The 13,310-nt window shown below is 45.7% G+C and carries 14 protein-coding genes; 11 read left to right on the top strand and 3 right to left on the bottom strand.

Annotation, left to right across the window (positions count from 1 at the left end):
- Nucleotides 1-38 precede the first annotated feature (38 nt).
- From ftsX to ftsY, 3 genes are read right to left on the bottom strand one after another with little or no spacing between them, the layout of a single operon-like run.
- Nucleotides 39-965 (bottom strand): permease-like cell division protein FtsX, encoded by a 927-nt coding sequence (gene ftsX, locus B4F66_RS08600; RefSeq protein ID WP_292354749.1) that lies wholly within the window; start codon nucleotides 963-965, stop codon nucleotides 39-41.
- Nucleotides 962-1,624, bottom strand: a complete 663-nt coding sequence (gene ftsE / locus B4F66_RS08605; RefSeq protein ID WP_292354751.1) for a cell division ATP-binding protein FtsE — start codon at nucleotides 1,622-1,624, stop codon at nucleotides 962-964. The genes ftsX and ftsE overlap by 4 nt, the downstream gene beginning before the upstream one ends.
- On the bottom strand, nucleotides 1,621-2,685 hold the full coding sequence (gene ftsY / locus B4F66_RS08610; protein WP_292354753.1) for a signal recognition particle-docking protein FtsY: 1,065 nt from the start codon (nucleotides 2,683-2,685) through the stop codon (nucleotides 1,621-1,623). Before ftsY ends, ftsE begins: the two co-directional genes overlap by 4 nt.
- A 63-nt stretch (nucleotides 2,686-2,748) precedes the next feature.
- On the opposite strand from ftsY, the gene B4F66_RS08615 reads away from it, so the two are divergent.
- The 11 genes from B4F66_RS08615 (at nucleotide 2,749) to nadD (ending at nucleotide 13,309) form a co-directional block, all read left to right on the top strand.
- A complete protein-coding gene (locus B4F66_RS08615) occupies nucleotides 2,749-4,110 on the top strand; it encodes a M16 family metallopeptidase (protein WP_292354755.1) in 1,362 nt (453 codons plus the stop codon).
- Entirely contained in the window at nucleotides 4,100-5,401 is a 1,302-nt protein-coding gene (locus B4F66_RS08620; RefSeq protein WP_292354757.1) for a M16 family metallopeptidase, read from the top strand. Before B4F66_RS08615 ends, B4F66_RS08620 begins: the two co-directional genes overlap by 11 nt.
- The gene (rsmD, locus tag B4F66_RS08625; RefSeq protein ID WP_292354759.1) at nucleotides 5,385-5,957 is read left to right on the top strand and encodes a 16S rRNA (guanine(966)-N(2))-methyltransferase RsmD; all 573 of its coding nucleotides are present in this window, start codon (nucleotides 5,385-5,387) and stop codon (nucleotides 5,955-5,957) included. Before B4F66_RS08620 ends, rsmD begins: the two co-directional genes overlap by 17 nt.
- Before the next feature lie 9 nt (nucleotides 5,958-5,966).
- The gene (gene coaD, locus B4F66_RS08630; RefSeq protein WP_014706482.1) at nucleotides 5,967-6,464 is read left to right on the top strand and encodes a pantetheine-phosphate adenylyltransferase; all 498 of its coding nucleotides are present in this window, start codon (nucleotides 5,967-5,969) and stop codon (nucleotides 6,462-6,464) included.
- 48 nt (nucleotides 6,465-6,512) lie between these two features.
- Nucleotides 6,513-6,767 (top strand): YfhL family 4Fe-4S dicluster ferredoxin, encoded by a 255-nt coding sequence (locus B4F66_RS08635; protein ID WP_014706483.1) that lies wholly within the window; start codon nucleotides 6,513-6,515, stop codon nucleotides 6,765-6,767.
- 74 nt (nucleotides 6,768-6,841) lie between these two features.
- On the top strand, nucleotides 6,842-7,228 hold the full coding sequence (locus tag B4F66_RS08640) for an H-NS histone family protein (RefSeq protein WP_014706484.1): 387 nt from the start codon (nucleotides 6,842-6,844) through the stop codon (nucleotides 7,226-7,228).
- Nucleotides 7,229-7,388: 160 nt separating this feature from the next.
- The gene (gene leuS, locus B4F66_RS08645) at nucleotides 7,389-9,842 is read left to right on the top strand and encodes a leucine--tRNA ligase (protein ID WP_292354764.1); all 2,454 of its coding nucleotides are present in this window, start codon (nucleotides 7,389-7,391) and stop codon (nucleotides 9,840-9,842) included.
- Nucleotides 9,843-9,860: 18 nt separating this feature from the next.
- Nucleotides 9,861-10,346, top strand: a complete 486-nt coding sequence (locus tag B4F66_RS08650; RefSeq protein ID WP_292354766.1) for an LPS-assembly lipoprotein LptE — start codon at nucleotides 9,861-9,863, stop codon at nucleotides 10,344-10,346.
- 5 nt (nucleotides 10,347-10,351) lie between these two features.
- Entirely contained in the window at nucleotides 10,352-11,383 is a 1,032-nt protein-coding gene (holA, locus tag B4F66_RS08655) for a DNA polymerase III subunit delta (RefSeq protein ID WP_292354768.1), read from the top strand.
- 29 nt (nucleotides 11,384-11,412) lie between these two features.
- Nucleotides 11,413-12,669, top strand: coding sequence for a glutamate-5-semialdehyde dehydrogenase (locus tag B4F66_RS08660; RefSeq protein ID WP_292354770.1), 1,257 nt, complete (start codon nucleotides 11,413-11,415; stop codon nucleotides 12,667-12,669).
- A complete protein-coding gene (nadD, locus tag B4F66_RS08665) occupies nucleotides 12,650-13,309 on the top strand; it encodes a nicotinate-nucleotide adenylyltransferase (RefSeq protein WP_292354772.1) in 660 nt (219 codons plus the stop codon). The genes B4F66_RS08660 and nadD overlap by 20 nt, the downstream gene beginning before the upstream one ends.
- Nucleotide 13,310 lies beyond the last annotated feature (1 nt).

A 13,310-nucleotide genomic window follows, 5' to 3' on the forward strand; every position in this document is an offset into this window, starting at 1 on the left:
TTAGAATGGTAAATGCGTGAAAAGTTTCTTTATTACCATTAGCTTGGCTCAATTGCATTCAAATGTCTACTCACGGCAAGCCATGCCCCCATGACTCCCAGTAATAGCCCGCAGATTGGTAATGCAAATAACATTTGACCGCCAAACCACTTTAAGGTGAACTGGCTGTCATACAAGGCCGCCAATTCATCAATCGGTCCACTGATAATCAGCAGACTAATCAGTAACGCTATCCAGGCTAATACACCACCCAGAAAGCCATACCACATACCAGTGTATAAAAAAGGTCTTCTGACAAATGTATTGGTACCGCCAACCAGTTTGATTACGCGTATTTCCGTCTGACGGTTAAGAATGGCCAGTCGGATAGTATTACCAATAACCAGCAATACACTCAGTGATAACAAGATAGCCAGAATGCTAATGCCGCGTTGGCCTGTTTCGTTGATGCTGCGCAATCGTTGTAGCCATTGCATATCGAGTTGTGCCAAATCGACTTCCGGTAAGGCATCGAGTCTTTTTAATAATGCCTCAATTGCTTCCTGCTGTTGCTCTTCTTCGGGTTCGATGATGATCACCGCAGGCAACGGATTTTCAGGTAATGTATCCAACAGGCTTTCCAGTCCCGATATTTCCCGAAATTCATTTAACGACTGCTGCGCAGATTGAAATGAAACATCGACAATATCGGGCCAGGTCTTGAGTTGCTCAGCCAATTGCTCGCCACGTTTGTCGCTTATTTCATCTTGCAGGAACAGCGAAATACGATTGGCATGCTGCCATTCTCCACTGACCTGTTCGACATTTTTCAGGATGACAAACAAACCTGCAGGTAATAACAAGGCAATACCGATCACCAATAAGGTCATTGAAGTCGCGACGGGTTGACGCCATAACTCACCCAGACTGGAGAGCATGACCTGAACATGACGCAGCAGGTAATTATGAATATTCAGTAGTTTCATGAATGGTTTTCTGCAAGCCTTCCCTGTTGCAGGGTAATGTGGCGGTAAGGTAACTGGCTGATTAAATCCTGGTCATGACTTGCAATAAATACCGTCACGCCAACCTGATTGAACTGTTCAAATAAATGCATGATTTCGCGGGATAATTCGGGATCCAGGTTTCCTGTTGGTTCATCGGCCAGCAGAACCGGCGGACGATTAACCACCGCGCGGGCAATACCTACCCGTTGCTGTTCACCACCTGACAAGGCAATAGGTAAGTTGCGTTCTTTGCCCAGCAAGCCGACTTTATCGAGAGCTGCTCGCACCCGCCGACCAATTTCACGATGGTTTTCACCTGCAATAATCAATGGCAGAGCAACATTATCAAACACCGTACGATCGTGTAACAGATTGTGATCCTGAAACACCAGGCCAATTTTTCGACGGTAATAGGGGATCTTCCACTTCGGCAGTCGGCTCAGATTTTGATTATTGACGATCACCTGACCATGAGAGCAACGTTCGATCAGTGCTATCAGTTTTAATAAGGTACTTTTACCGGCACCTGAGTGACCGGTCAAAAAAGCCATTTCTCCTGAGAGCAGTTCAAAGCTAAGACCTGACAGGGCTTCCTGCTGGCCTTCATAACGTTTATAAACCTGTTCAAATCGGATCATTGTTGTGTTTCACGGCCCAGTAATGCATCGACAAAATCCTCTGCTTCAAAGGTTCTTAAATCATCGATCTTTTCACCCACCCCAATATAACGAATGGGTAAGCCGATTTTTTTAGCGATGGCAAAAATAATACCGCCTTTTGCCGTACCATCAAGTTTCGTCAGGGTAATACCGGTTAATCCTATCGCCTGATGAAATTGTTCAGCCTGGGACAAAGCATTTTGTCCAGTGCCGGCATCCAGCACCAGCATGACTTCATGTGGCGCATTGCCATCCAGTTTGGCCATAACGCGTTTTACTTTTTTCAGCTCTTCCATCAGATTGGATTGGGTATGTAGACGACCCGCCGTATCAGCAATCAGAATATCCATCTGCCGGGCTTTGGCCGCTTGTAAGGCATCAAAGATAACCGAGGCAGAATCAGCACCATTTTGTTGGGCAATCACAGGGATCTGATTACGTTCTCCCCAGACCTGAAGTTGTTCAACAGCTGCAGCACGAAATGTATCACCGGCCGCCAGCATCACTTTTTTGCCTTGCAGCTGAAACTGTTTGGCCAGTTTGCCAATGGTTGTCGTTTTTCCCACACCGTTAATACCCACCATCAGGATCACAAAAGGACTGGCAGATGATGGAATCTGCAGCGGTCGGGAAACTGGTTTGAGGATGTCCACCATATCAGCGTGCATTGCTGCAAACAGGGCTTCCGGGTCATTAAGCTGCTTACGGGCAACACGTTGTGTTAAGTCGTTAATGATGGTCTGTGTAGCTTCTATCCCTAAATCTGCACTGAGCAGTTGGGTTTCCAGTTCTTCAAGCAAATCATCATCAATAGTTTTTCTGCCTAGTACCAAATCGGCAAAGCCTTCGGTCAATTTGGTGCTGCTGCGACTCAGTCCCTGTTTGAGGCGTCCAAAAAATCCTGGGGTCTCTGAAACATTGCTGGCTTGAGTATCTGCGGTATTTTCCGCATCATGTGCGGCTGACTGCTGTTCAGTGAGGAGTTGCTCCTCACTGCTGTTTTCGCTGGGTTTGGCTTTTTTTCTGAGGAAACTAAACATATTCTCGGTTTGTCGTTAGTGTTCGATTATTAATCTTATCATGTGATCAATTGTGAGATGCAGATGCACACCTTAAAAAAACTTGTTTGGGCACTGCTGATAGTGCCTGTTATTGGCTTTGCGCAAGTCAGTGAATATCAGCTGGACAATGGTCTTAAATTACTGGTCAAACCGGATAACCGGGCACCGGTTGTGGTTTCCCAGGTCTGGTACAAAGTCGGTTCAAGCTATGAGCACAATGGCATTACCGGTATATCACATATTCTTGAACATATGATGTTCAAGGGCACGGAAAACCTTGGACCAAATGAGTTTTCCCGCATTATTGCCGAAAATGGTGGCTCTCAAAACGCCTTTACCGGACGTGATTACACGGCCTATTTTCAAACACTGGAAAAAGAGCGTTTGGAAATCAGTTTTCGCCTTGAAGCCGAGCGAATGCGCAACTTGATTATTGATGATGCCGAGTTACTCAAAGAACGAGAGGTGGTTGCTGAAGAGCGGCGCATGCGTACTGATGATAATCCACGTTCGTTATTACGTGAAGCAATGAATGCCATGGCGTTTATGAATAGCCCTTATCATCACCCGGTTATTGGCTGGATGAATGATATTAATCATTATGATCCAGAAGACCTGCGTGAGTGGTACCAAATGTGGTATGCCCCAAATAACGCAACCGTTGTGGTGGTCGGCGATGTTAAGCCCGACGAGGTTTACCAGTTAGCACAGAAATATTTTGGCCCATTGAAACCAGAAGAACTGGCAACGGTTAAACCTCAGATTGAAGTTGTTCAGCGTGGCAAGCGTACTTTGGAGTTAAAAGCGCCTGCAGAACTGCCTTATTTGATGATGGGCTGGAAAGTGCCGGTGGTTAAAACTGCTGAGCAAGATTGGGAACCCTATGCCTTAGATGTTCTGGCAGGCATTCTTGATGGTGGTGCAAGTAGCCGGTTCTCTCGTGAATTGATTCGTGAACAGCAGGTAGCTGCCGGAATAAGTGCTTATAACAGTGCGTTTTCCCGTTTGGATGATGTATTTACCATTGCTGGTACACCTGCTCAAGGTAAGTCTGTCGAGGACGTCAAGCACGCTGTGTTGAATCAACTTGATAAAATTAAAGCTGAACTCGTTACCGAGGCAGAGTTACAACGCGTCAAAACTCAGGTGATTGCCAGCTCTGTCTATCAGCTTGATAGTGTTTTCTACCAGGCCATGCAGTTAGGCATGCTGGAAACAGTTGGCCTCGATTGGCGTCTGGTTGACAGTTATCCCGATAAAATCAGTGCAATTACTGCTGAACAGGTTCAACAGGTTGCACAAAAATATTTTATTGATGAAGGACTTACCGTCGCAGAACTGATTCCAATGCCCACAGACAATACTACTCCACGTCCTACTTCGGGAGATCCACATGCTCGCTAAGTTCTCTTTTTTATTCACTGGATTATTACTGGCCTTTAGCGTTTCTGCCAGTCCGCAAATAGAAAATTGGCAAACTGCCAATGGCACCCAGGTATATTTTGTCAAAGCCCAGGAATTGCCCATATTGGACATTCGTCTGGTATTTGATGCTGGCGCCGCGAGAGATCCGAAAGGCGGGGTGGCATTACTGACGAGCTCAATGCTCAATCAAGGTACCAAAAACAAAGACACCGATGCTATTGCTACTGCATTTGATGATGTCGGTGCCGAATTCAGCTCTGAGTCTGAGCGCGATATGGCGGTGTTGAGTTTGCGGACTTTATCCAAAGCAGATGCTTTAAAACCTGCTATCGATACGTTTGTAGAAGTTATCAGTCAACCGTCCTTTCCGGAAAGGTCTTTTGATCGTCTTATTAATCAAGTTAAAACCAGTTTGCAAAGCGAAAAACAATCGCCTTCTGCTATAGCTGATCGCGCTTTTTATCAGCAGCTGTACGATGACCATCCGTATTCATCCATGCCAATAGGCACCGAAGCTTCAATAGATGAAATCAGCATTGCCGATTTGCAACAGTTTTATCAGCAATTTTATGTGGCGAACAATGCTGTACTGGTCATTGTAGGTGATGTGGATATTAAACAGGCAAAAGCCTTGTCAGAAAAAATTTCCGGTAGCCTTCCCGCGGGAAAAAAGGCTGCGGCCTTACCTGAAGTTGAACCACTTGAAACTGCCCAACAAAAGAATTTGCCTTATCCATCGAGTCAAACCACGATTTTGATGGGGCAACCTGGTTTAACCCGCGATGATCCAGATTTTTTCCCGCTGTATGTGGGTAATCATGTTTTAGGTGGCAGTGGACTGGTGTCCATTATCAGTGATGAAATTCGTGAAAAACGTGGCTTATCCTATAGTGCTTATAGTTATTTCAGACCAATGCGGGAGGCCGGCCCTTACCAGTTTGGTCTGCAAACCCGTAATGATCAGGCAGAACTGGCATTGGATGTACTGAATCAGACGTTAGTGGATTTTGTTGAGCAGGGCCCCACTAAAGAACAACTCACAGCCGCACAGAAAAATATTACCGGTGGATTTGCCTTGCGCCTGGATAGCAATAGTAAAATTGCCGATTATCTGGCGATGATGGGCTTTTATCAGTTGCCGCTGGATCATCTGGAAACCTTTAATTCAAGAGTGAACGCAGTGACGGTTGATCAAATAAAAGCCGCTTATCAAAAACGTATCCATCCCCAAAAAATGGTCACAATACTGGTGGGTGGCGACGCTGAATAAAACATCACGTCAATCTGTTCGAATTATCGGCGGCCAATGGGGTGGGAGAAGATTATCATTCCCTGCCGTGGAAGGATTGAGACCGACCTCTGATCGTATCCGCGAGACACTGTTTAACTGGTTACAACCGCATTTACCAGAAGCCGTTTGTATTGATCTATTCAGTGGTAGCGGTGCTTTGGGTTTTGAGGCAGCCTCAAGGGGCGCTGCAAAAGTTGATATGGTTGAACTGGATCTGCAGGCTTATAAACAGTTGCAGGCCAATAAAACAATGTTAGCTGCAGAGCAATGTGCATTGTTCAGGCAAACCGCACAGCAGTTTTTAAATCAATGCAGCACCCCTTACGATATTATTTTTCTGGATCCGCCTTTTGGTGCGGATTTATGGTCTGAAATAGCCGGTTTATTAACTCAGCGAAATTTATTGCATAAAAATAGTCTGGTTTATCTGGAATGTAATAAACATCAAAATCTGACTGGGTTACCAGATACCTGGCATTTATTTAAAGATAAACAGGCAGGTGATGTAAGATATTGTTTATTTAAAATGCAATAAGGTTTTGGCATGTCAATCACCGCCATCTATCCAGGTACATTTGATCCGATTACCCACGGGCATACAGATTTGGTTCAACGTGCCAGCCGTTTATTTGAAAAAGTGATTGTTGCTGTCGCTGCGGACACCGGTAAAAAACCGGTATTTTCAATTGAGCAACGTTTGGCATTAGCCAAACAAACCCTGGATGATTTACCCAATATCGAAATTACATCCTTCGATGGTTTATTGGTGAATTATGCAATGCAGCGAAATGCCTCAGTCATTATTCGTGGACTTCGTGCTGTTTCAGATTTTGAATACGAAGTTCAACTTGCCGCAATGAATCGCCGTTTACAGTGGGAAGTTGAAACACTATTTCTGGCTCCGGCAGAACAATTTACGTTTATTTCATCAAGCCTGATCAGACAAATAGCGGCTTTGGGTGGAGATGTTTCCCAATTTGTTGCGCCCTGCGTACAACAGGCATTACAGCAGCAACTGGCAGACAAAAAACAGTCGAGTTAAAATTTATCGGTTTAATTACCGTTTTATAAAGAGTTATCGGAGTAAACCATGTCTCTGTTTATTACTGACGAATGCATTAATTGTGATGTATGCGAACCGGAATGTCCTAATGGCGCAATTTCGCAAGGTGAGGAAATTTATGTAATTGATCCTGACCTGTGTACGGAATGTGTAGGCCATTTTGATACCCCACAATGCGTAGAAGTCTGTCCGGTGGATTGCATACCTAAAGATCCAGATAATGTTGAATCTCATGATCAACTTTATGCAAAATACAAAGTACTGGTGTCTGCTGGGAATTAAAAAGTTTTCAAATAGACAAAGTTAATAATACTGATATTATTTGTTTTTATAAGTTTTAGATAAAAGGTAATGCGATGAGTAATTTATCTGCTTTGCAACTGGAAAAACTCTCAGAACAAGAGCTGCAAAAATTGATTAGTCAGTCAAAAAAACAAATTAAAAAATTGAAAACTAAAAAAGTGACAGAACTCAATAGTAAAGATAGCGATGTTGTTGCTGTGGCTGATGCGGTAAGAGCCCTGGCAAAAGAAAAAAAAGTTACTCCTGCAGAAGCCCTGACGGCTGTGGCTAAAAATATGCGAGTGGGTTTATCAGGTGCACGCAAACCTCGTGCTGAAAGTGCTGACAAATACCGTCATCCGCAAGATCCGCAAAAAACCTGGAAAGGGTTTGGTAAACGTCCTTTATGGTTAGTTGAAGAACTGAATCGTGGACGTAAGTTAGAAGAATTCAGAATCTAGATAAAACTTCACAGTGCAGTATCTTCTGCTGCACTGTTTCTGATTGCATAGCCGATAGAAATTACCCTCTGATGAGTCAATAAACTATTCGGTGCTTTCGGCATTTCTGTCGCTGAGGTATCCTTCCACCTTTCCTGCACCGTATTCACAAAGAGAACCCATGCAAGCTGATTATCGCCCAGATGTGATCGAAACTGCTGCCCAAACCTGGTGGCAGCAGCATCAAACTTTCCGTGCTACCGAAGACACCAGTAAAGAAAAATTCTATTGCCTGTCGATGTTTCCCTATCCCAGCGGTCAGCTGCATATGGGGCATGTGCGTAATTACACCATTGGTGATGTTATTTCACGTTATCAGCGCATGCTGGGCAAAAATGTGTTGCAACCAATGGGGTGGGATGCCTTTGGTTTACCTGCTGAAAATGCTGCATTAAAACATCAGGTGCCACCTGCCGAATGGACCTACAAAAACATCGATTATATGCGTGCTCAGTTACAGCGTCTGGGTCTCGCGTATGACTGGGATCGAGAAATCGCCACCTGTAAACCGGACTATTACCGTTGGGAACAATGGCTGTTTGTACGCTTATTCAAAAAAGGTCTGGTTTATAACAAAACCGCTGCTGTTAACTGGGATCCGGTCGATCAAACGGTATTGGCCAATGAGCAGGTTATAGATGGACGTGGTTGGCGATCAGGTGCATTAGTTGAGCGTCGTGAAATACCGCAATGGTTTATGAAAATCACAGATTACGCAGAAGATCTGCGTAATGATCTGCAACAGTTATCTGGCTGGCCGGATCAGGTCAAAACCATGCAGGCCAATTGGATTGGTCGTTCCGAAGGTGTACAAATCACCTTTGTTGTGGCAGACAGTGATGAGGATCTAGCTGTTTACACCACACGTCCAGATACTCTGATGGGGGTCAGTTATCTGGCCATTGCAGCAGAACATCCGTTAGCTTTGCGTATGGCTGAGACCAATGTGCAGTTACAGCAGTTTATCGAAGAATGTAAGAAAACTGACACCACCGAAGCAGCAATGGAAACCGCTGAGAAAAAAGGCATGGCGACCGGTATATCGGTCATTCATCCAGTCAGTGGTGAACGTATTCCAGTTTGGGTTGCTAACTTTGTATTGATGGGCTATGGCACCGGCGCGGTTATGTCTGTACCTGCCCACGATCAGCGTGATTTTGAATTTGCGCAAAAATATGATTTACCTATTCGTCAGGTTATTGCACCAACGGACGACAGTGAAATTGACCTGCAACAGAATGCCTTTACTGAAAAAGGTCGCTTGGTAAACTCGTCGCAGTTTACGGGACTGACTTCAGCAGAAGCTTTTGACGCGATTGCCGATGAATTAACCAAACAGAATAAAGGCGAACGCCAGGTCAACTATCGTTTACGTGACTGGGGTGTTTCACGACAGCGTTATTGGGGCACGCCGATCCCGATAATCTACTGTGATCACTGTGGTGCAGTTCCCGTGCCGGAAACCGATTTACCTGTGTTATTGCCGGAAGATGTTGTGGTCGATGGCTCGGGCTCACCGATCAAATCCATGCCCGAGTTTTATCAATGTGATTGTCCGGAGTGTGGCAAACCGGCTCGCCGAGAAACCGATACCTTTGATACGTTCTTTGAATCATCCTGGTATTACGCACGATTTACCAGTGCCGATAATCACGAAGCGATGCTGGATCAACGGGCTGATTACTGGTTACCGGTTGATCAATATATTGGTGGCATCGAACACGCTGTTTTGCATTTACTGTATGCCCGGTTCTTCCATAAATTATTACGTGATGAAGGTCTTGTCAGTGGTGATGAGCCATTCAAGAACCTGTTAACTCAGGGTATGGTACTGAAAGATGGTGCCAAAATGTCCAAGTCAAAAGGTAACACTGTTGATCCACAGGCATTAATCGATGAATACGGTGCCGATACTGCGCGCCTGTTTATGATGTTTGCCGCGCCACCCGAAATGTCACTGGAATGGTCAGATAACGCAGTGGAGGGTGCTAACCGTTTTCTTAAACGGTTATGGCGCAGTGTTCATGAGCACACTGAAAAAGGTGTAGTGAAAGACAAAAACCTTACCGACCTGTCCGAAGCCGCGACAGACTTGCGCCGTCTGGCCCACCAGACACTGACAAAAGTGAGCGATGATTTGGGGCGTCGTCATACGTTTAATACGGCTATTGCAGCAGTGATGGAGTTGATGAACGGCTTAAGCAAATTTACCGAACAAGATACTCAGGCGCGGGCAGTTCGCCAGGAAGTACTTGAATTAGTGGTGTTGATGTTGGCACCTATTACGCCGCATATCTGTCATGCATTATGGTCTCAGCTGGGTTATGACAAAGCCGTGATTGACGCTCAGTGGCCTCAAGTCGATGCCGAGGCGCTAAAACAGGACAAAACCGAGCTGATGATTCAGGTCAATGGTAAGCTACGTTCGAAATTGATGGTCGATGTAAATGCCCAGCAAGCGGATATCGAGCCACTGGCTATCGCAGATGAAAATGTTCAGCGTTATATTGATGGTAAAACCATCCGCAAGATTATTCTGGTGCCAGGAAGACTGATTAATATTGTTGTCGGCTGATAAACAAAGGAAACAGTAATGTTGAAGAAACTGATAATTGCAGTTTTTTGTATGACGGTAGCGGCTTGCGGTTTCCAGTTGCGTGGTGCCGCAGATTTACCTGAAAGCATACAGACATTGCATATTCAGGGGATCAGTATGCGTCAGGGACTCGGCTTGGAACTGAAACGCACCTTGAGACGTAACGGTATTAATGTGGTTGACGACTATATGGAAGGCGCGGCGGTATTAAGCTTCCTGGAAAATCGCTATGAGCGACATGTATTGTCAGTGGGGGGTAATGCCAAGGTCAGTGAATATGAATTGATATTGGAAGTCGCATTTCAACTGACAGACAATCAGCAAAATAAACTAATCGATAATGAACGATTTGAAGCCCAGCGAGATTATCAGTTTGACCAGGAACAGGTATTAGGACGTGATGGTGAAGAAAGTTTGTTGCGTGAAGAAATGGAAAAACAAATCAGTCAGGCAATAGTTCGCCGTTTATCCGCTTTGGATTAGATTTGATGCGAGTTAAAGCAGAACAGCTCAGCTCACAGATACAACGTAGTTTTCCTGTCACCAGTGTGCTGTATGGTGATGAGCCTCTGCTAGTGGAAGAAGCTGCGGATACGATCCGTCAGCAAGCCAAAGTTCAGGGTATTACCGAACGGCAGGTTTGGCATGCCGATGCCCGTTTTGACTGGTCCAAACTTAGATTTGCTGACGATAGTCTTTCCCTGTTTGCTTCGCAGAAACTGGTCGAGATCAGGTTGCCTTCAGGGGCCCCCGGTAAAGAAGGCGGAGCGTTTCTGAGAGAATTTGCCGAGCAACCTGCACCCGATACGTTTTTATTACTGATCACTGGCAAGCTGACGCCCCAGCAACAAAAAGCAAAGTGGTTTACTGCATTGGAAAGTGCAGGCATCAGTGTTCCGCTCTGGCCGGTCAGTATTGAAATGCTTCCCCGCTGGATCCAGCAGCGCATGCAACAGAAAGGCTTGCAGGCAAACTTCTCTGTCGCCACCATGCTGGCAGAAAGAACAGAAGGCAATTTATTCGCTGCCGCTCAGGAAATCGATAAACTGGTATTACTTAGCCCTGATGGTAATGTGGATGAACCCTTATTAATGGAAAGCGTTGCTGACAGTGCCCGATTTGAAGCATTTTCACTGATGGATGCTGTCTATTCTGGTCAGTCTGCCAAGATTCCGCGTATGTTAAGAATGTTACAGGCGGAAGGTAATGATGTATTGGCCGTGTTTTCGGCAGTATCCTGGTCTTTACATCGAATGGTTGATATGGCCGATCAATTGGACAAAGGTGCTGCACCGGCCCAGGTTTTCAGCAGTCAGAAACCTCCCGTTTGGGATAAGGCGAGACCGTTGATTCAAACAGGATTACGTCGCCATGCTGCAGCAAAATGGCGAACATTTTTACCGCAAATGGCGGCAATTGATCGCGCTGCAAAAGGTGGCGGTAATGATAATGCATGGCGGATGCTGACCACCCTGTGTCTACAGGTTGCTGGTGTGCCAATGCAATTACAGCAAACATGAAAGCAGAGAAATTAAAAGAGGAGAGTGCTGTGGAAGTCGCAGCCTACATGCAGAAACTGGGTCAACAGGCCCGCGAAGCCAGCCGGGTATTAGCACGCGCAACGACCAATAATAAAAATGCGGCGCTATTGGCGATTGCCACGGCGATCCGCAGTCAGGCTGATGGCTTGAAAACTGCCAATCAACAGGATTTGCAGGCTGGCAAAGCCAAAGGACTGGATGCTGCGATGCTGGATCGTTTGACATTGACCGATGACCGGATTGAGTCAATGGCACAAGGTCTGGAACAAATTGCGGCATTATCTGATCCTATCGGCGAAATCAGTGATATGCGGTATCGGCCTTCCGGTATTCAATTGGGCCAGATGCGGGTACCGCTGGGCGTTATTGGCATTATTTATGAATCACGGCCAAATGTGACCGCGGATGCTGCAGGATTATGTCTGAAATCCGGTAATGCAACTATTCTGCGTGGTGGCAGCGAAGCAATACATTCGAATCAGGCTATTGCAGACTGCATCCATCAGGGATTGCAGCAGGCCGGTTTACCAATTACTGCGGTTCAGGTCGTTGAAATCACGGATCGTGAAGTAGTAGGTCAACTGATTACCATGCCTGAATATGTCGATGTCATAGTGCCACGCGGTGGGAAGAGTCTGATAGAACGTATCAGTCATGACGCTCGAGTGCCTGTTATCAAGCATCTTGATGGCATCTGTCATGTATATGTCGATGTGGAAGCTGATTTGAGCATGGCGCAAGAGATTGCCTTTAATGCCAAATGTCACCGTTATGGTGTATGCAATGCAATGGAAACGCTGCTGGTACATGCTGATATTGCCAGCGAGTTTTTGCCTGCTATGGCCAAGCGTTTTATCAATGAAGGCGTTGAATTACGAGGCTGCAATGAAACCTTACATATTCTGCCGGATATCACCGTGGCAACGGACGCCGATTGGGATACTGAATATCTTGCCCCCATTCTGTCGATAAAAATTGTCAAAGATGTAGACGATGCGATGCTGCATATTTATCAGCATAGTTCTGCCCATACCGAAAGTATCGTGACGCAAAATTATGACACCGCTAGACGCTTTCTGCAGGAAGTAGACTCCAGTTCAGTGTTGGTAAATGCATCGACACGTTTTGCTGATGGTTTTGAATATGGTCTGGGTGCTGAAATCGGTATTTCTACCGATAAATTGCATGCTCGTGGTCCGGTGGGTTTAAATGGTTTGACGTCACAAAAATGGATAGTGTTTGGTAGTGGTCAAATCAGAACATAAAACCGAGACAATAGGCATTCTTGGCGGTACCTTTGATCCGGTGCATTTCGGGCATTTGCGCTCGGCTCTGGAAGTCTGTCAGCAGCTGGAGTTAAATCATGTCCGGCTGATTCCGTGTGCGATACCGCCGCATCGCCAGCCCACCATGGCCAGTGCTGATGCACGGCGGTTGATGCTGGAAATCGCAGTAAAATATGTTCCCCAATTAACTGTTGACGATCGAGAACTGCATCGTGAAGGGCCCTCTTTTTCGGTGGATACCTTACTCAGTCTGCGCGAACAATTTGTTAATAACCCATTATTTCTTATTCTGGGTACCGATGCTTTTCGTAACATTAGCAGCTGGTCCCGCTGGCAACAGATTTTGCAATTAGCGCATATCGTGGTGGTGCAAAGACCTGATGAAACATTGGATATGCATGAAGAACTAGAGGTCTGGTATCACCAGAATCTGGCTCAGGCAGAAGATCGACAACTCTCATCAGGCAAGATATGGCCATTGAATGTAACGCCAATGGCGATTTCCGCCACGCAAATCCGTGATGAATTGTCGGCGGGAAACCCGGTCAATTTTTTGTTACCGGATTCGGTTATTGCTGTGATAGAGCAATTAGAACTCTACCAGTCGAAAAAACAGTAAC

This window comes from Methylophaga sp. UBA3603 (genome assembly GCF_002375335.1).
Lineage (GTDB): Bacteria > Pseudomonadota > Gammaproteobacteria > Nitrosococcales > Methylophagaceae > Methylophaga.